Source organism: Nocardioides currus (genome assembly GCF_003057875.1).
Taxonomy (GTDB): Bacteria; Actinomycetota; Actinomycetes; order Propionibacteriales; family Nocardioidaceae; genus Nocardioides; species Nocardioides currus.
The window spans coordinates 48,459-65,690 of the sequence record NZ_PYXZ01000007.1; the positions used below are offsets into that span (position 1 = coordinate 48,459).

Annotated in this window: 18 protein-coding genes; 6 read left to right on the forward strand and 12 right to left on the reverse strand. The window is 72.3% G+C overall.

Translation table 11 applies throughout. The annotated features are described in order from the left end of the window. Positions 1-9 precede the first annotated feature (9 nt). On the reverse strand, positions 10-1,404 hold the full coding sequence (locus C7S10_RS15470; protein WP_207769404.1) for an MFS transporter: 1,395 nt from the start codon (positions 1,402-1,404) through the stop codon (positions 10-12). 50 nt (positions 1,405-1,454) lie between these two features. On the opposite strand from C7S10_RS15470, the gene C7S10_RS15475 reads away from it, so the two are divergent. Next, a complete protein-coding gene (locus C7S10_RS15475; RefSeq protein ID WP_108345349.1) occupies positions 1,455-1,967 on the forward strand; it encodes a winged helix-turn-helix transcriptional regulator in 513 nt (170 codons plus the stop codon). A 4-nt stretch (positions 1,968-1,971) separates the two neighbouring features. Here C7S10_RS15475 and C7S10_RS15480 read toward each other — a convergent pair whose 3' ends face one another. From C7S10_RS15480 to C7S10_RS15495, 4 genes are all read right to left on the reverse strand, one after another. Next, positions 1,972-3,660, reverse strand: coding sequence for a Mur ligase family protein (locus C7S10_RS15480; RefSeq protein WP_108345350.1), 1,689 nt, complete (start codon positions 3,658-3,660; stop codon positions 1,972-1,974). A gap of 37 nt (positions 3,661-3,697) precedes the next feature. Further along, the gene (gene fabI, locus C7S10_RS15485; protein WP_108345351.1) at positions 3,698-4,468 is read right to left on the reverse strand and encodes an enoyl-ACP reductase FabI; all 771 of its coding nucleotides are present in this window, start codon (positions 4,466-4,468) and stop codon (positions 3,698-3,700) included. Between the two features lies 1 nt (position 4,469). After that, on the reverse strand, positions 4,470-5,186 hold the full coding sequence (gene fabG, locus C7S10_RS15490; protein WP_108345571.1) for a 3-oxoacyl-ACP reductase FabG: 717 nt from the start codon (positions 5,184-5,186) through the stop codon (positions 4,470-4,472). Between the two features lie 67 nt (positions 5,187-5,253). After that, on the reverse strand, positions 5,254-5,466 hold the full coding sequence (locus C7S10_RS15495; protein WP_108345352.1) for a dodecin: 213 nt from the start codon (positions 5,464-5,466) through the stop codon (positions 5,254-5,256). Positions 5,467-5,567: 101 nt separating this feature from the next. Here C7S10_RS15495 and C7S10_RS15500 point away from each other — a divergent pair, with 101 nt between their 5' ends. Continuing rightward, entirely contained in the window at positions 5,568-5,846 is a 279-nt protein-coding gene (locus tag C7S10_RS15500) for a DUF3099 domain-containing protein (RefSeq protein WP_108345353.1), read from the forward strand. Between the two features lie 166 nt (positions 5,847-6,012). Then, a complete protein-coding gene (locus tag C7S10_RS15505) occupies positions 6,013-6,216 on the forward strand; it encodes an acetone carboxylase (protein ID WP_207769405.1) in 204 nt (67 codons plus the stop codon). Positions 6,217-6,220: 4 nt separating this feature from the next. On the opposite strand, the gene moaA is transcribed toward C7S10_RS15505, so the two are convergent. After that, positions 6,221-7,207 carry a GTP 3',8-cyclase MoaA gene (gene moaA / locus C7S10_RS15510; RefSeq protein WP_108345355.1) on the reverse strand — a complete coding sequence of 329 codons (987 nt, stop codon included), beginning with the start codon at positions 7,205-7,207 and terminating at the stop codon, positions 6,221-6,223. 55 nt (positions 7,208-7,262) lie between these two features. Between moaA and C7S10_RS15515 the strand changes: the two genes are divergently transcribed. Further along, entirely contained in the window at positions 7,263-8,084 is an 822-nt protein-coding gene (locus tag C7S10_RS15515) for an SURF1 family cytochrome oxidase biogenesis protein (protein ID WP_108345572.1), read from the forward strand. Here C7S10_RS15515 and C7S10_RS15520 read toward each other — a convergent pair. The 3 genes from C7S10_RS15520 to C7S10_RS15530 form a co-directional block, all read right to left on the reverse strand. Continuing rightward, a complete protein-coding gene (locus C7S10_RS15520) occupies positions 8,074-9,939 on the reverse strand; it encodes an ABC transporter ATP-binding protein (protein ID WP_108345356.1) in 1,866 nt (621 codons plus the stop codon). The two genes, C7S10_RS15515 and C7S10_RS15520, sit on opposite strands and share 11 nt — an antisense overlap. Positions 9,940-9,951: 12 nt before the next feature. Next, positions 9,952-10,737: an enoyl-CoA hydratase/isomerase family protein gene (locus C7S10_RS15525; RefSeq protein ID WP_108345357.1), complete on the reverse strand. Its 786-nt coding sequence runs from the start codon at positions 10,735-10,737 to the stop codon at positions 9,952-9,954. Positions 10,738-10,916: 179 nt separating this feature from the next. Next, positions 10,917-12,515, reverse strand: a complete 1,599-nt coding sequence (locus tag C7S10_RS15530; RefSeq protein ID WP_108345358.1) for an ABC-F family ATP-binding cassette domain-containing protein — start codon at positions 12,513-12,515, stop codon at positions 10,917-10,919. Between the two features lie 117 nt (positions 12,516-12,632). Here C7S10_RS15530 and C7S10_RS15535 point away from each other — a divergent pair, with 117 nt between their 5' ends. Beyond that, a complete protein-coding gene (locus C7S10_RS15535) occupies positions 12,633-12,821 on the forward strand; it encodes a hypothetical protein (RefSeq protein ID WP_108345359.1) in 189 nt (62 codons plus the stop codon). A 58-nt stretch (positions 12,822-12,879) separates the two neighbouring features. Then, positions 12,880-13,833 (forward strand): KPN_02809 family neutral zinc metallopeptidase, encoded by a 954-nt coding sequence (gene ypfJ / locus C7S10_RS15540; RefSeq protein WP_108345360.1) that lies wholly within the window; start codon positions 12,880-12,882, stop codon positions 13,831-13,833. 18 nt (positions 13,834-13,851) lie between these two features. Here the strand turns inward: ypfJ and C7S10_RS15545 are convergent, their stop codons facing one another. The 3 genes from C7S10_RS15545 to C7S10_RS15555 are packed head-to-tail and all read right to left on the reverse strand — an operon-like array spanning position 13,852 to position 17,217. After that, positions 13,852-14,754: an aminoglycoside phosphotransferase family protein gene (locus C7S10_RS15545; protein ID WP_108345361.1), complete on the reverse strand. Its 903-nt coding sequence runs from the start codon at positions 14,752-14,754 to the stop codon at positions 13,852-13,854. Positions 14,755-14,764: 10 nt separating this feature from the next. After that, a complete protein-coding gene (locus C7S10_RS15550) occupies positions 14,765-16,330 on the reverse strand; it encodes an ABC transporter permease (RefSeq protein WP_108345362.1) in 1,566 nt (521 codons plus the stop codon). Next, positions 16,327-17,217, reverse strand: a complete 891-nt coding sequence (locus tag C7S10_RS15555) for an ABC transporter ATP-binding protein (RefSeq protein ID WP_108345363.1) — start codon at positions 17,215-17,217, stop codon at positions 16,327-16,329. Before C7S10_RS15555 ends, C7S10_RS15550 begins: the two co-directional genes overlap by 4 nt. Positions 17,218-17,232: the final 15 nt, after the last annotated feature.

A 17,232-nucleotide genomic window follows, 5' to 3' on the forward strand; every position in this document is an offset into this window, starting at 1 on the left:
TCCGAACCCTCAGCCCGAGTCCGCGCGCACCGTCTCGGCGCGCTCGGAGCCCGGCCGGACGACCCGCTCCCCGAGGAGCGCGACCCCGGCGGCCCCGACGAGCGAGACGAGGGCCGTCACCACGACGGCCCGGTGCCAGCCGTCGACCAGGCCCGCCGCCGTGATCGCGCCACTGGGCGCGGCGACGACCGAGACGACGGTGACGCCCAGCGCGGAGCCGAGGTAGCGGGCCGTGTTGTTGGCGCCGCTGCCCAGGCCCGCCTGGCCGGGCGGCACGCTGGCGACGCTCTCGCGGCCCATCGCCGCGTTGAGGACGCCCGTGGCGACGCCGGCCAGGAGCAGTCCGGGCACGAAGCGAGCGGCGCCGCTGCCCGTGTCGACACCGAGGACGAGCAGCTGGCCGAGACCCACGACCGCCAGGGCGACGGCCATCTGGCCGCGACCGCTCCAGTGCGCCGGGAGGCGGCGCGCGGCGACCGCGGTCACCACGCTGGGTGCCGACCACGCCAGCATCAGCCAGGCGGCCGTCGTGGCCGAGATCCCGAGCGCGGAGCCGACGAAGCCCGAGACGTAGGACATCAGCGCGATGATGCCGGCGCCCGTCGCCAGACCGGCGACGTTGACCGCCCGGAACGCCGGACGGGCGAAGAGGCCGAGGGCGAGCATCGGGTGGGTCGACCGACGCTCGACCACGACGAAGGCGACGAGCAGGAGCACCCCGACCACCAGGAGCAGCACGGTCACCGGGCGACCCCACCCGCCGCGGCCCTCGGTCAGGCCCGCCAGGACCGACGCGGTCCCCGTCGCGATCAGGACCACTCCCGGGACGTCGAGGCGTGCCCGCTCGGCGCTGCGCGACTCCGGGCAGCCGCGTGCCGCCGCCGCGAGGGCGAGGCCGGCGACGCCGATCAGCACGTAGACGTCGCGCCACGAGTGGAGGGAGCCCAGGTAGTTGCCCAGCAGGGGGCCGATCGCGATGCCGGCGCCGATGCTGGCGCCCCAGACTCCGGTCGCGCGGCCGCGCTCGCCCGGGTCGGGGTGGGCTGCGGCGATCATGCCCAAGCCGGCTGCGATCACGGCTGCGCCACCCGCACCGGCGACGATGCGGGACGCGACGAACGTCGTCGCGTCGTGCGACAGCGCGCCGAGGAGCGTCGCGAGGCCGAGGACGAGTGAGCCGATCACGAACCAGCGCCGCCGGCCGTAGTCGTCGGCCAGCCGCCCGGCCGTGAGCAGGAACGCGCCGAGCCCGATGCTCATCGAGCTCAGGATCCAGGTCGCGCCGCGGTGTCCCGCACCGAGACCGGCCACCGTCTGGTTGATGTTGGCCAGCGGCGACGTGAAGGCCACGAGCACCGTGACAGTGCCCAGCGAGGCGATGGCGAGGGTGCGACGCGGCGACACGGCAGGTCCTTTGGTTCGGTGAACAGACCAAATCACGCTATCATGGCGTCGTGCCCCTCGGAACCGACTATCCACGCCAGGACTGCGGCATCGCGCGATCGCTCGAGCTCGTGGGCGAGCGCTGGACGCTGCTGATCCTGCGCGACTGCTTCCTCGGGGTGCGCCGCTTCTCCGACTTCCAGGCCCACCTCGACGTGTCGCGGGCCGTGCTGTCCGCCCGCCTCGACGCCCTCGTCGAGCAGCGGCTGCTGCGGCGGGTCGGTGACGGCCACCCGGAGTACGAGCTGACCGCCGACGCCCTCGACCTGTGGCCGGTCCTGCTCGTGCTCGCCCAGTGGGGCGACCACCGCACCACCCCGGGTCTCCCCCGCCGTACCTTCCACCACGTCGGGTGCGGGACCCTCGGACGGGACGGCCGCTGCGACGGCTGCGACGCCTCGCCCCGCGCCGGCGATGTCGAGACGCGGCCGGGCCCGGGGGCCGACCCCACGCTGCGTGACGACCTCGTGTCCCGTGCCCTGCGGGTGCCGCACCGCCTTCTGGTGCCGCTCGCGACGCGGTGACCGGTCAGCTCGAGGCGGCGCGCACCTTCGCCGCGAGCTCGTCGGCGCCGTCGGGCGTCCCGCCGTGCTCGCTGATCCAGTCGTACGCCGCCTGCCGCTCGGCGTGGCACATGAGCCCGACCACGTCGCCGGCCCGGGCCTGGCCGACGAGCGCCGCAAGGCACTCGACCTCGGTCGTGTATGTCTCGATGTCCGTGACCCCGACCCGGGCGGCACCGGCGCGCAGCAGCTGGTCGATCTCGTCCATGGTCCGGTTGCGGAGGTAGCGCTCCTTGTGGCCGATGGCGAGCACGTCGCTGCCCTTCGCGCCGATCTCGCCCAAGGCGTCGATCAGCTCGTCGGTGCGGTCGCCCACGGCGCCGAGCCCGAGCAGCAGGCGGGCCCCGGGGCGGCGTACGCCCTCCATGATCTCGAGCAGGGCCTCCAGCCCGGCCTCGTTGTGGGCGAGGTCCATCACCGCGGTGACGTCGCCGGGGAGCGAGAAGAAGTTCATCCGGCCCGGGTTGTGCTCCGCGTCGGGCAGGAACGACCGCAGGCCAGCGACGACGGTCTCGACGTCGATCCCGATGGCCAGCGAGGCCGACGCGGCGGCGAGGGCGTTCTCGATGTTGAAGCGGCTGAGGCCGGCCAGCGTCATCGGGACGTCGACGAGCTCCACCAGCGGCAGCGGGTCGGCCCCCGGCTTGAGCACGGTCAGCCAGCCGTCGATCACCGTCGTGGCGCGGCCGCCGGCGTTCATCACGTCGCGGATGGCGGGCGAGTCGGGATCGCGCGAGAAGACCCACGGCTGCGCCCTGATGATCGCGGTCATGGCCAGCACCCGCGGGTCGTCGCCGTTGAGGACGGCCCAGCCCTCCTTGCGGGTGATCCGCGGGACGACCGACTTCACCTCGGCGAGCTGGTCGACGGTGTCGATCCCCTGGAGCCCGAGGTGGTCGGCGGTGACGTTGGTGACGACGGAGACGTCGTTGCGCGTGAGGCCGATCCCCTTGAGGAGGATGCCGCCGCGGGCGGTCTCGGTCACGGCGAGCTGCACCTGCGGGTGGGCCAGCACGCGACCGGCGCCGCTCGGGCCGGAGTAGTCGCCGCCCTCGACGAGCTCGCCGTCGATGTAGATGCCGTCGGTGTTGGACCAGCCGACGAGCCTGCCGTCGCCCCGGGCGATGTGGGCGATCATCCGGCTGGTCGTGGTCTTGCCGTTGGTGCCGGTGACGGCGACGACCGGGATCCTGGGCGTGATCGTCGTCGGCCGGGTGCCGGGCTCGGCCGCTGCGACCTGCTCGGCGGCCTCGCTGACCGCACCCTCGACGTCGGGGGTGGGCAGCGCGTCGAGCGCGTGGGCCACGGCGTTGCCGAGGGCCTGGGCGCGGCCGCGGTTGCGCCACGGGAAGGCCACGACCAGCTGGTTGGCATCGGAGGTGGGCCGGACCCGCACGGCCAGCCGCCGGGTCCCCGACTCGACGGCGATCGCCCGCACGAGGCGCTCCACCGCCCGCATCGCGAACCGCTGGCGGAAACCGCTGCCGGGGGCGCCGGGCCGGGTGGTGCGCAGGCCGATGCGGCGGGCGAAGCGCAGCACGGTCTCGTCCGACGCCTCGGCGATCGTGGTGATGTCGAGGGTGAGCTTGATGGCGGCCCGGGGGAAGTAGAGGTTGGGGCCTTCGAGGACGCGCAGTTCGACGAGCGAGGTCACCTCGGCAACCTATCGTCTGGCCCGGTGGGTGGCTGTCTCAGAGGCCCATCGCGTGGAAGCCGCCGTCGACGTGCACGATCTCGCCCGTGGTGGCGGGGAAGAAGTCGCTCAGCAGGGCACAGACGGCCTTGGCCGTCGGCGTGTGGTCGCTCTCGTCCCAACCGAGCGGGGCGCGGTCCTTCCACGCCGACTCGAGGTCCTCGAAGCCGGGGATCGCCTTGGCCGCGAGGGTCTTGAGCGGACCTGCCGAGACGAGGTTGCAGCGGATGCCGCTGGGGCCGAGGTCACGCGCGAGGTAGCGCGAGGTCGACTCGAGCCCGGCCTTGGCCACGCCCATCCAGTCGTACGCCGGCCACGCCGTGGTCGCGTCGAAGGTCAGGCCGACGATCGAGCTGCCCTCGGACAGCAGCGGACGGGTCGCCACGGCGAGTGACTTCAGGCTGTACGCCGAGACCTGCACCGCCTGCGCCACGTCGGCCCACGGCCCCTCCATGAACTTGCCGCCGAGCAGGGTCTCGGGGTTGCCGTAGGCGATGGAGTGCACCACGCCGTCGAGTCCGTCGACGTGCTCGCGCACCTGGTCGGCCAGCCCGGCGAGGTGGTCCTCGTCGGTGACGTCGAGCTCGAGCACGGGCGCCTCGGCGGGAAGGCGCTTGGCGATCCGGCGGGTGATGCCGAGGGCACGGCCGAAGTTGGAGATCAGCACGGTGGCGCCCTGCTCCTGGGCGACCTTGGCCGTCGCGAAGCCGATGGAGGAGTCCATCGTCACGCCGGCCACGAGGATGCGCTTGCCGTCGAGAAGTCCCATGTCAGTGCCCCATTCCGAGTCCGCCGTCAACCGGGATGACGGCTCCAGTCACGTAGGCCGCCCCGTCGGAGGCCAACCAGGTCACGGCCGAGGCGATCTCGTCCGTCGCTGCGTAGCGCCCGAGGGGCACCTGCGCCTTGATCGTCTGCTTCTGCTCGTCGGTGAGCACGCCCGTCATGTCGGTCTCGACGAAGCCGGGAGCCACGACGTTGGTCGTGATCGAGCGCGAGCCCAGCTCTCGGGCCAGCGAGCGCGCCATACCGACCAGGCCGGCCTTCGACGCGGCGTAGTTGACCTGCCCCGCCGAGCCGAGCAGCCCCACGACCGAGGAGATGAAGATGATCCGGCCGCGCTTGAGGCGCAGCATCCCCTTGGCCGCGCGCTTGGCGAGCCGGAAGGAGCCGGTGAGGTTGGTGTCGATCACCGAGGACCAGTCCTCCTCCGACATCCGCAGGATCAGGGTGTCGTGGGTGATGCCGGCGTTGGCGACGAGGATCTCGACCGGCCCGTGGGCGGCCTCGACCTCGGCGAACGCGGCGTCGACGGCGGCCGCGTCGGTGATGTCGCACCGGACGTCGAGCGCGCCCTCGGGCGCCCCGCCCTGCCGCGTGGTGACGGCGACGTGGTCACCGTTGGCGAGGAACGCCTCGGCGATCGCGCGGCCGATGCCGCGGTTGCCGCCGGTGACGAGGACGGATCGGGGCGCGTTCTTCGTCAGGTCGCTCACGCGTCACGACGCTAGTGATTACCCCGGGGTACGCGAAAACCCTCCCGTGCGACCCGTGTCACTCGTCCTCGAGCCGGAACCCGATCTTCAGCCCGACCTGGAAGTGCTCGACCTGGCCGTCCTTGGCCTGGCCGCGCACCTGGGTGACCTCGAACCAGTCGATGTGGCGCAGCGTCTTGCTGGCGCGCTCGATGCCGTTGCGGACGGCCTGGTCGATGCCGTCCGGAGAGGTGCCGACGATCTCGGTGACGCGGTAGGTGCGGTTGGTCATGGGGGCTCCTCGAGGTCGGCAACGGGGTGGGTGGCGGGCCGGTCGGGCACGGCGGTCCGGCGACCCGTCGAGGGCTGAGCCTAGCGACGTACAGTGGAGGCATGGCCTCGCGGGACGACAACTCGGTGCGCATTACGACCGCTCCGACGAGCGTCGCCGACGACATCGCGGGCCGGCAACGGCGCTACCTCTTCTCGATGGCGGTCCGCACGGCGTGCGTCATCGGCGCCGTCGCCGTCGGTGCCGGTCTGCTGCGCTGGATCCTGGTCGCCGGAGCGGTGCTGCTGCCCTACGTGGCGGTGGTCCTCGCCAACGCCGGCCAGCGCAAGGACGACGGCTTCGACCTGCGCTCCTCGGGCTCCTACCGAGAGCTGGAATGACGCGCGACTCACAGTGTCGACGTGTTTGTCCTGACCCATCGATCATGCAAGAATCAACTTGCGACCCCAGCATCCCCCGTCTGTGGTCGCACAGCGGTGCCGGACAGCTTCCCCCGTGGCTGTCCGGCACCGACCTATTTCCGAGGTGTACGTCGAGGTGAGCCGCGTGTCCGAGCCCGAGGCGGCCATCTGCTCGGCGAAGGGCTGCACCGACGCCGCGGCGTGGGAGCTGCTGTGGAACAACCCGAAGATCCACACCCCCGAGCGCCGCAAGACCTGGCTCGCGTGTAACGAGCACAAGGCCTCGCTGAGCGACTTCCTCGGCGCGCGCGGGTTCTTGAAGGACGTCGTCGCGCACGCCGACGCGTGACCTGCTAGCCGCCGATCGCGGACATCGGCCGGTCGGGCTGGAGGAACGACTCGTCGTCGATCCCGTGACCGGCGCGCTTGCCCGCCATCGCGGTGACCCAGCGATCGGCCAGCTCGTCATCGCTGGCGCCGGCCCGCATCGCCGTACGCAGGTCCGACTCCTCACGGGCGAACAGGCAGTTGCGGACCTGGCCGTCGGCGGTGAGCCGCACCCGGTCGCAGTCGCCGCAGAACGGACGGGTCACCGAGGCGATGATGCCGACGGTGGCGGGTCCGCCGTCGACGTCGAACAGCTCGGCCGGGTCGCTCCCCCGCGCCTCGCCGTGCGGGGTGAGGGTGAACTCCGCCCCGAGGCGCTCGAAGATCTCGTCGGCCGTGATCATCTCCGCCCTGCTCCAGCCGTGCTGGGCGTCGAGCGGCATCTGCTCGATGAAGCGCAGGTCGTAGCCGTGGTCCAGCGTCCAGCGCAGCAGCTCGGGGGCCTGGTCGTCGTTGACGCCGCGCAGCAGCACGGCGTTGATCTTCAGCGGCGCGAGCCCGGCCTCACGGGCCGCGGCGAGGCCGGCCACGACGTCCTTGAGCCGGTCGCGGCGGGTGATCTCGTGGAAGGTCTCGGGCCGCACCGAGTCGAGCGAGACGTTGATGCGGTCGAGACCCGCCGCACGCAGCGCGGTGGCCGTGCGGGCCAGGCCCAGGGCGTTGGTGGTCAACGAGGTCTCGACGCCGAGCTCGTGGGTGCGTCGCACGATGTCGACCAGACCGCGCCGGACCAGGGGCTCGCCGCCGGTGAAGCGGACCTCGGCGATGCCCAGGCGGCGTACGCCGATCGTGATCAGCCGGACGATCTCGTCGTCGGTCAGGGTCTGCTCGTCGGGCAGCCAGTCGAGGCCCTCGGCCGGCATGCAGTAGGAGCAGCGGAGGTTGCACCGATCCGTCAGGGACACCCGCAGGTCCTTGGCGACACGGCCGAAGCGATCTGCGAGTGGGAGCATTGCCCCAGTCTAGGTGCGTGCTGGTCACGAGGAGGCTCCGGCTAGCCTCTTGACGGTGCGACGGTTCCGGTTCCTGCTGACTCGTCGGTGGGTGCTCTTCTTCCTCACGGTCGTCTTCCTGGCCTGGGTGGCGTGGCGGCTCGGCGAGTGGCAGTTCCACCGGCTCGAGGACCGCAAGGAGCGCAACGCGATCATCGAGCGCAACGAGACCCACGACCCGGTGGACGTCACCGACGTGATGTCGACCGGCGCGCCGCTCAGCGAGCAGGACGAGTGGAAGATCGTCACCGCCACCGGCACCTACGACGTCGACGACACCGTGGTCGTGCGCTACCGCACCCGCGAGGGCGCGTCCGGCGTCGACGTCGTCGTGCCGTTCGTGCTCGCCGACGGGACCAGCGTGCTGGTCGACCGCGGCTGGTTCGCCACCGACAATCGCGGCGCCACCCCGGACGACGTGCCCGCACCGCCCGCCGGCGAGGTGACGATCGACGGCTGGGTGCGCCTCGACGCGACCGGCGACAGCACGCGGGTCAGCGACCAGTCCACCCGTGCCATCAACAGCGACCGCATCGGCGAGGCACTCGACCGCGACGTCGTCACCGGGTTCGTCGACCTGCGCTCGGAGTCCCCCGAGCCCGACCAAGCACTGTTGCCCGTTGAGCTCCCGGAGCTCGACAACGGCCCGCACTTCTTCTACGGCCTGCAGTGGTGGTTCTTCGGCCTGCTGGCGCTGTTCGGGTTCGGCTACCTGGCGTACGACGAGGCGCGCGGCGGCCGCGGGATGGTCCGCGGCTCCCGACGCGAGAAGCCCGCGGACCAGACCGGGAGCACAGCCGGGAGCAAGGCCGAGGACTCGGACGAGGTCAGTCCCTGAACTGCGTGTCGTGCAGCGTGCGGTAGAGCCCGCCCTGCGCGATCAGCTCGGCGTGCGTCCCGCTCTGCACCACACGGCCGCCGTCGAGCACCAGGATCAGGTCGGCGTTGCGCACGGTCGAGAGCCGGTGCGCGATGACCAGCGACGTCCGCGACGCCAGGGCCGCGTCCAGGGCTCGCTGCACCGCCGCCTCCGACTCGGAGTCGAGGTGCGCGGTCGCCTCGTCGAGCACCACGATCGCCGGCGCCTTCAGCAGCAGCCGCGCGATCGCCAGGCGCTGCCGCTCGCCGCCCGACAGGCGGTAGCCGCGGTCACCGACCACGGTGTCGAGGCCGTCGGGCAGGGACCGCACCAGCGCGGCGATCTGGGCCGACTCCATCGCCTGCCAGATCGCCTCGTCGTCGGCATCCGGACGGGCGTAGAGCAGGTTGGTGCGGATGGTGTCGTGGAACATGTGCGCGTCCTGCGTGACGTAACCGACCACGTCCTCGAGCGACTCGAGGGTGACGTCGCGGACGTCCAGGCCACCGACGCGTACGGCGCCCGCCGAGGTGTCGTAGAGCCGCGCGACCAGGTGGGTGACCGTGGTCTTGCCGGCGCCCGACGGCCCGACGAGGGCCACCATCTGCCCGGGCTCGGCACTGAACGTCACGCCGTGCAGCACAGGGACGCTCGGTCGGGACTCGGCCCGCGCGACGTTCTCCAGCGACTCCAGCGACACGTCCTCGGCGCTCGGGTAGGTGAAGTCGACGCGGTCGAACTCCAGGGACGCCGCACTCCGCGGCAGGGCGGCCGCGTCGGGCTTCTCCTGGATCAGCGACGGCAGGTCGAGCACCTCGAAGACGCGGTCGAAGCTGACCAGGGCGGTCATCACGTCGATCCGCACGTTGGACAGGCCCTGCAGCGGGCCGAGCAGCCGGAGCAGCAGGATGCCGAGGGCGACCAGCGTGCCGACGGACAGGTCGCCCTTGATGGCGAGGTAGCCGCCGATGCCGTAGACCATCGCGGTCGCCAGCTGCGGCAGCAGGGTCATCGCGGCGAAGAAGACGCGGGTGAGCAACGAGATGCGCACGCCCAGGTCGCGGACCACGGCCGCCTTGGCGGCGTACATCCGGTCCTCGGTCTCGCGGCGGCCGAACAGCTTGAGCAGCATCGCGCCGCCGACGTTGAACCGCTCGGTCATGGCGTTGCCGAGGTCGGCGTTGCCGTTCATCTGGTCGCGCGTCAGCCCGGCGAGCCGGTTGCCCACCCAGCGTGACGTGAGCAGCAGGAAGGGGAACAGCAACAGGCACAGCAGCGTGACCTGCCAGCTGAGGGCGAGCATCGTAACGCCGACGACGATCGCCGAGATCATGTTGGCGACCGTGCCGGACAGCGTGGAGGTGAACGCCCGCTGGGCGCCGATCACGTCGTTGTTGAGCCGGCTGACCAGCGCGCCGGTCTGGGTGCGGGTGAAGAACGCGAGCGACTGGCGCTGCACGTGCCCGAAGACCTGGGTGCGGAGGTCGTAGATCAGGCCCTCGCCGATGCGGCTCGAGAGATAGCCCCCCAGAAGCCCGAGGACCGCGTCGACGACCGCCACGACCGCGACGGCCGCCGCCAGCCAGACCACGAGGCTCGTGTTGCCCGGCGTGATGCCGTCGTCGACGATCCGCTGGAGCAGCAGCGGCGGGAGGACGACCAGCCCGGCGTCGGCGATGGTGACCGCGAGGAACATCAGGATCGTCCGCCGGTGTGGCCGCGCGAACGACAGCACCCGGCGAAGCGTCTTGCGCTCGATCCGCTGCTCGACGACCGTGCGGTCCGAGCGCAGGAACCGCCACGGTGGTCCCCCGCTGCCGCCCATCATCGACATGCGGGGCCTCCCTCAGCCGGCCAGGGCCGCGGCGAGGGCGCGGAAGCGGCGCACCTGCGCCTCGCGCTCGAGGCGACGCTGCTCGTCGAGGTCACGGTCGGCTGCCCCCTGCAACAAGGTCTTGGTCTCGGAGACCACATCCAGCATCGGTGCGGCCAGGGCGGCGGCGAGCTCGGCCACGGTGACGTCCAGGTCGTCGCTCGCGACGACCCGGTTCACCAGACCGATCTCGGCGGCCTCGCGCGCCCCGACCATGCGGGCGGTGGCGCAGATCTCGAGGGCCCTGGCGTAGCCAACGCACTCGACGAGCGGCTTTGTTCCCGTCAGGTCGGGCACGAGGCCGAGCGCGGACTCCTTCATCGAGAACTGCGCGTCCTCGCTGACCACGCGCAGGTCGCAGGACAGCGCGAGCTGGAAGCCGGCGCCGACGGCGTAGCCCCGCACCGCGGCGATCGAGACGAAGCGCGGGTCGCGCAGGAACGTGAACCCCTGCTGGAACTCGTCGATGGCGGCGGAGGCGTCCTCGTCGCTGAGCTGGAGCAGCCCGATCACGCTCTCCTCCCCCTCGGTCGCCGGGTCGAGCATCGCCCGGTCGAGCCCCGCCGAGAAGGTCGGCCCGGCGCCCGTCACGACCACCACCCGCACCTCGTCGGGGATCTCGCGGCCGATCGCGGCGAGGGCCTTCCACATGGCGGGGGTCTGGGCGTTGCGCACCTCGGGCCGGTCCAGCGTGATCGTGGCGACCGCACCGGTCACGGAGTAGGCCAGGCCGACGGCGGCGAGATCGGGGAACGTCATGGGACCACGGTACTACTCGTTGGTAACTTGAGGAGCGACGCGGGGCGTACGCCGCTGGGCCGGCCATGCGCCGTACGAACTCCCCGCGGCAATTGCGAACTTCGTGCAGCATGCATGCCCCGTGAAGTCGGGGTTTCCCCGGGTAGCCGGGGAAACCGAACGGGCAGCACCAAGAGAAGTCAGGCCAGCGACACCAGGTCCGCGTAGTCCTCGTTCCACAGGTCCTCGTCGCCGTCGGGGAGCAGCAGCACCCGGTCGGGCTCGAGGGCGCGGACGGCGCCCTCGTCGTGGGTGACGAGGATGATCGCGCCCTCGTAGGTGCGGATCGCGGCGAGCACCTCCTCGCGGGAGGCGGGGTCGAGGTTGTTGGTGGGCTCGTCGAGCAGCAGCACGTTGGCGCTGGAGACCACGAGCGCGGCGAGCGCGAGGCGGGTCTTCTCCCCGCCCGAGAGCACGCCGGCGGACTTGTGGGCGTCGTCGCCGGAGAAGAGGAACGACCCGAGCACGCTGCGCGCCTCGCTGTCGGTGAGCTGGGGCGCGGAGGACTGCATGTTCTCCAGCACGGTGCGGTTGGTGTCGAGCGTCTCGTGCTCCTGGGCGTAGTAGCCCAGCTTCAGCCCGTAGCCCGGCACCACGCGTCCCGTGTCTGGGTTGTCCACACCGGCCAGGATCCGCAGCATCGTGGTCTTGCCGGCGCCGTTGAGGCCCAGGATCACCACCCGCGAGCCCTTGTCGATGGCCAGGTCGACGTCGGTGAACACCTCGAGCGACCCGTAGGACTTCGACAGCTCCTCGGCGGTGATGGGCGTCTTGCCGCAGGGCGCGGGGGCCGGGAACTTGATCCGGGCGACCTTGTCGGCGGCGCGCTCGCCCTCGAGGCCGGCAACCATCTTCTCGGCCCGCTTGAGCATGGACTGTGCCGCGGTGGCCTTCGAGGCCTTGGCGCGCATCTTGTTGGCCTGGTCGGTGAGCGTCTTGGCCTTGCTCTCGGCGTTGGCGCGCTCGCGCTTGCGGCGCCGCTCGTCGGTCTCGCGCTGGCTGAGGTAGTTCTTCCAGCCCATGTTGTAGACGTCGATGGCGCCGCGGTTGGCGTCGAGGTGCATGACCTTGTTGACCGTCGCCTCGAGCAGCGCGTTGTCGTGGCTGATCACGATCAGTCCGCCGCGGTGGGACTTCAGGAAGTCGCGCAGCCACACGATCGAGTCGGCGTCGAGGTGGTTGGTGGGCTCGTCGAGGAGCAGCGTCTCGGCACCGGAGAACAGGATGCGAGCGAGCTCCACGCGACGGCGCTGGCCACCCGACAGGGTCTTCAGCGGCTGGGACAGCAGCCGCGCCTCGATGCCGAGGCTGCTCGCGATCTGGGCCGCCTCCGACTCGGCGGCGTACCCGCCACCGGCGTGCAGCTCCGCGTCGGCCCGCGTCCAGCGCTTCATGCCGCGCTCGTGGGTGGCGACGTCCTCCGAGGCCATCTCCTCCTCGGCCTCGCGCAGGCGGCGCACGACGTCGTCGAGACCGCGCGCCGACAGGATCCGGTCGCGGGCGAGCACCTCCGGGTCGCCGATGCGCGGGTCCTGCGGGAGGTAGCCGACCTCGCCCGCCGTGACGACCTTGCCCGCCGCCGGGAGCGCCTCGCCGGCCAGGATCTTGGTGAGCGTGGTCTTGCCGGCGCCGTTGCGACCGACGAGCCCGACCTTGTCACCGGCGGCGATGCGGAAGCTGACGTCCTCCATGAGGAGTCGGGCGCCCGCGCGGACCTCGAGCTGTTGGGCGTTGATCATGAGGCCCTCAGGCTATCGGTGGTTCGACACTTCGCTCTCATCGTGGGCGGCCCCCGGACGACAGGGTTATGTTGAGGCGAGCCGGCCCGACCCGGGCCCGAGGGAAGGGACACCACCATGCGGTTCGACCCGAAGGCCGACATCGGCACCGGCCGCGTCGACGACGCGGGGTCCGGGACCGGCGGACGGCGTCTCCCGATCCCGACGACCGCCGGCGGCGGCAAGCTGGGGCTGGTCCTCCTCATCCTCGGATTCGTCGTCAAGTACCTCTCGTCGCGTCGCGCCGCGAGCGCGGCCGCGCGCTAACCTGCCTCCGACCCGCCGCTCCACCACCACGATCCGCCGCCCGGAAGGGGTACACACCATGCGCTTCAACCCGAAGGCAGACATCAGCGGTGGCCGCGTCGGCGACAGCGGCTCCGGGGGCGGTGGCGGCATGGGCGGCGGCGGGATGCGCATCCCCATCCCCGGCGGCACCCGCGCCGGCGGCGGCATCGGCGGCCTCATCATCATCGTGCTGATCTTCGTCATCAACAGCTGCCTGGGCGGGGGTGGCGGCACGGGCCTGCCGTCACCCGACAGCGGGATCGACGCCGGCTCCCAGACCGGCAACGCGCAGGGACTGCAGAAGGACAGCGAGCGCTACGCCAACTGCAAGACCGGCGAGGACGCCAACAACGACCCCGACTGCGCCCGCAAGGCCGTCGCCGTGTCGCTCGAGGACTACTGGACCACCACCCTGCCCGAGCAGGCGGACGTGCAGTTCACCCCGGCGCAGATCATCACCTTCAGCGGCGGCGTCGACACCGGCTGCGGCCAGGCCACCTCACAGGTCGGCCCGTTCTACTGCCCCGCCGACCAGCAGATCTACCTCGACACCACGTTCTTCGCCGACGTCCTGGAGGGCCAGCTCGGCGGGCAGGGTGGTGACTACGTCGAGCCCTACGTCCTCGGCCACGAGTTCGGCCACCACATCCAGAACCTCCTCGGCACCATGAACCAGGTCCGCACCCAGAAGGGCCCCGACTCGGACGCGGTCCGCCTCGAGCTCCAGGCCGACTGCTACGCCGGGATGTGGACCAAGGACGCCAGCGACGGCGACGGTATCTTCCTCGACCTCGACCAGGGCGACATCGACGAGGCCCTCGACGCCGCCAAGACCGTCGGCGACGACCGCATCCAGCAGCAGTCGGGGCAGCGGGTCAACCCCGAGGGCTGGACGCACGGCTCGTCCGAGCAGCGCCAGCGCTGGTTCGGCATCGGGTTCGACCAGGGCACCCTCGAGGCCTGCGACACCTTCTCGGCCAGCGAGCTCTGACGCCGGGCCGACACGCGCTCAGCCGAGCAGCGCCTCGATCTGCGCCGCCTGGCGCTGCATGGCGTGGACGTACGGCGCCACGCTGGGGTGGGAGTACTTCCCGGCCAGCGCACCCTCGCCGTCGGCGACCCGGCGCAGCGCCCAGTCGAGCCGGCTCAGCGAGGTGTAGACGGCCGTCGTCCTCGCGCCGGCCGCAGCGACGGGTGCGAGGTCGGGATCGGCCAGCCCCTCGACGTACGCCGCGAGGAGGGGCTCGAAGTCCTCGCGGGTCGCGAGCGCCCACAACCCGAGGTCGTGGCCCACGGCACCGGTGCCCAGGGAGCTCCAGTCGATCGCCACGACCTCGTCGCCGGCGCGACCGCGCAGGTTGGCCGGCGTCGGGTCGCCGTGCTGGAGCACCTGGGGCGCAGTGTCCAGGGCGTCGAGGTGCCGCCCGCGCTGGCGCCAGAGGTGGTCGGCGACGTCGGCGAGCGTGGTGCGCGCGAGGGTGGTCCAGCCGCCGCGCCGCTCGGTGCGCGCGAGGCGCTCGCGCAGCTGCCCACGCGCCAGCCAGGGCTCCTCGGGCACCGGCGTCCGGGCGAACCGGCCGAGCGCCCGGGCCGCGAACAGCCCCGGGTTGTCCACCTCCGCGACCACCTCCTGCACGAGGGTGGTGCCCTCCTCGTCCTGGTCGACCCGCACCGTCACCGGACCACGGAGACCGGGCGTCTGCGCGACCAGGCCGTGCAGCGCGACCTGCGGCTCGCGCTCCCACCAGGCGAACGAGCGCCAGTCGGACAGCTCCGGCTCGTCGCCGTCGACCGGCCCGCGCAGCCGTTTGACGACGACCTCACGACCGGTCTCGGTGGCCAGCCACACGCCGACGACGGACGGGCTGGCGCCTGCGGGCAGCCGCTGCCAACCGGGTTCGGGCTGCCACATGGGGCTGACGCTAGCCGATGTCGCGGCTCCGGAAGCGCAACCAGGCGGCCACCAGCGCCAGGCCCGCCAGGGCGGTCATCGCCAGCTCGGGGCGCCACGTGACGGCCTCGACGGGATACTTCGGCACGTGGGAGTACGGCGACAGGCCGACCACCCAGTCGGGGAGCCGCAGGCTCTCCCCCACCTGGCCGAGCGTGACGAACACCGCCAGCAGCCCCCAGCCGGCGATCGCCCACCGGCTGCGGAGCGTGAGCAGGACCAGGCCGAGGGCGAGGACGAGCCACGTCGCCGGCGCCTGCACCAGAGATGCGCCCACCGCGGCGAGACCGTCGCCGCGACCGAGCGCGGTGGCGAGCCCGGCGACGAGCAGCAGCCAGGTGGTGCCGAGGATCGCGAGCGCGCCCACCGCGAGCAGGAGCCGGTCGCGCGAGGTGGCGGTGGCCAGCACCGTCTCGCTGCGCCCGTCGTGCTCGTCGCCGGCGGCGCGGGTGATGATCGCGATCCCGAAGCAGGTGATCACGACCGCCACGACAGAGGTGATCGCGGCGAGCAGGGCGTCCTGCACGCCACCGATGCCGCCCATCGCCTCGATCACCGCCCGGGCGCCGTCGGAGTCCAGCATCGAGCCGATGCTGGGGATGATCGATCCCATCAGCACGCCCATCACGCCGATGCCGACCGTCCAGCCGACGACCGCCGTGCGCTGGGTGCGCCACGCGAGCGTCACCGCGTCGCGCAGCCGGGGCGAGCCGGTCGCCGGACCCGGCCGGTCGGGCAGCAGTCCCGCACCGAGGTCGCGGCGGCGCCGCAGGCCGAGCGCGACCGCAACGAGCACCCCGGCGAGCAGCGGGTGGAGCAGGAGCACCCAGGCCCGTGGCGAGGACCAGGCGCTGAGCTGGGTGCCCCACCCGAACGGGCTCAGCCAGCTCAGCCAGGTCACCGACGTGTCCCCCACCGCCCGGAGGAGGTACGCCGCACCGATGATCGCGGACGCCAGGAACCCGACGGCGCGCGCACTGCTCGAGACCTGGGCGGCGAGCAGCGCAACCGCCGACCCGACCAGTCCGATGCCCGTCCACGACGCACCGAACAGGACCGAGCCCGCGACCGGCAGGCCGCTCGCGACGTCGGCGGCAGCAGCCAGCACCCCGATCGCCACGCACGCCAGGCCCGCCTCGAGCACCGCCGCGGCCACGGGGGCGTCAGGCCCGACGGCGGTCGCGCCGACGAGCTCCGCGCGACCGGTCTCCTCCTCGACCCGGGTGTGGCGACGCACCAGCACGACACCGAGGAAGGCCACGAACGCGGCGTACAGCACGGTCATCTTCGTCATCGCGAGCTCGCCGAGGCTGGTGACGTCGAGGACGGGACCGTAGAGCGCGACGATCGCGGGGCTGGCGTTGATCGCCTCGGCCGCGGCGACCTGCTCGCGGGTGTCGGAGTAGAGGCTCGCCGTGCCCGCCGCGCTGGCGACGACGGTGAGCGTCAGGACGCCGAGCCACGCGCCGATGAGCACGCGGTCGCGGCGCAGCTCGAAGCGGACGAGCAGCCAGGTGCCGTGCAGGCGCTCGGTCATGCCGGGCTCCGGTAGGCGTCGAGGAAGAGCTCCTCGAGGGTCGGCGGCGTGCTGCTCAAGGACACCACGCCGGCCGCGGTGACCACGGACAGCAGGCCGGGCAACCCGGCCGGGTCGACCGAGCAGCCGATCACCTGCCCGTCCACCGTGACGTCGTGCACGCCGGGCAGCGCGGCGACGTCGGGCACGGCTCCGGAGACCTCCACCCGCACCCGGTCGCGGCGCAGGTGGCGCAGCTCGGCGAGGGTCCCGGTCTCCACCGCACGGCCGGCGCGGATGATCGTCACCCGGTCGGCGAGCCGCTCGACCTCGCTGAGGATGTGGCTGGACAGGAGCACGGTCGCCCCGGCGGCCCGGTGCTCGGCCAGGCAGTCGTTGAAGACCTGCTCCATCAGCGGGTCGAGCCCCGAGGTCGGCTCGTCGAGGACAAGGAGCTCGACCGGCGCGGCGAACGCCGCGACCAGCGCGACCTTCTGCCGGTTGCCCTTGGAGTAGGCGCGGCCCTTCTTCGTCGGGTCGAGCCCGAAGCGCTCCAACAGCTCCTCACGTCGTGTCCCGGCGGGGTCGATGCCGCGCATCCGCAGGAGGAGGTCGATGGTCTCCCCGCCCGACAGGTTGGGCCAGAGGCTGACGTCACCCGGGACGTAGGCGAGCCGTCGGTGGATCCGCGTGGCGTCGCGCCACGGGTCGAGGCCGAACACGGTGACCGAGCCGGAGTCGATCCGCAGCAGCCCGAGCAGCACGCGGATGGTGGTGGACTTGCCGGCGCCGTTGGGGCCGAGGAACCCGTGCACCTCGCCCTGCGCCACCCGCAGGTCCAGCTCGTCGAGCGCCCGGGTGGCGCCGAAGGACTTGACGAGGCGGGAGACGTCGACGGTGTCGCTCACGCCTCCGACTCTAGG

What these genes read in the sequence shown, in the direction of transcription:
- C7S10_RS15500 (WP_108345353.1), top strand. Translation starts at nt 5,568, where the DNA reads ATGGCCTCGCGGGACGACAACTCGGTGCGCATTACGACCGCTCCGACG.
- ypfJ (WP_108345360.1), top strand. Translation starts at nt 12,880, where the DNA reads ATGCGCTTCAACCCGAAGGCAGACATCAGCGGTGGCCGCGTCGGCGAC.
- moaA (WP_108345355.1), bottom strand. Translation starts at nt 7,207, where the DNA reads ATGCTCCCACTCGCAGATCGCTTCGGCCGTGTCGCCAAGGACCTGCGG.
- C7S10_RS15525 (WP_108345357.1), bottom strand. Translation starts at nt 10,737, where the DNA reads ATGACGTTCCCCGATCTCGCCGCCGTCGGCCTGGCCTACTCCGTGACC.
- C7S10_RS15530 (WP_108345358.1), bottom strand. Translation starts at nt 12,515, where the DNA reads ATGATCAACGCCCAACAGCTCGAGGTCCGCGCGGGCGCCCGACTCCTC.
- C7S10_RS15520 (WP_108345356.1), bottom strand. Translation starts at nt 9,939, where the DNA reads ATGTCGATGATGGGCGGCAGCGGGGGACCACCGTGGCGGTTCCTGCGC.
- C7S10_RS15535 (WP_108345359.1), top strand. Translation starts at nt 12,633, where the DNA reads ATGCGGTTCGACCCGAAGGCCGACATCGGCACCGGCCGCGTCGACGAC.
- fabI (WP_108345351.1), bottom strand. Translation starts at nt 4,468, where the DNA reads ATGGGACTTCTCGACGGCAAGCGCATCCTCGTGGCCGGCGTGACGATG.
- C7S10_RS15550 (WP_108345362.1), bottom strand. Translation starts at nt 16,330, where the DNA reads ATGACCGAGCGCCTGCACGGCACCTGGCTGCTCGTCCGCTTCGAGCTG.
- C7S10_RS15545 (WP_108345361.1), bottom strand. Translation starts at nt 14,754, where the DNA reads ATGTGGCAGCCCGAACCCGGTTGGCAGCGGCTGCCCGCAGGCGCCAGC.
- C7S10_RS15495 (WP_108345352.1), bottom strand. Translation starts at nt 5,466, where the DNA reads ATGACCAACCGCACCTACCGCGTCACCGAGATCGTCGGCACCTCTCCG.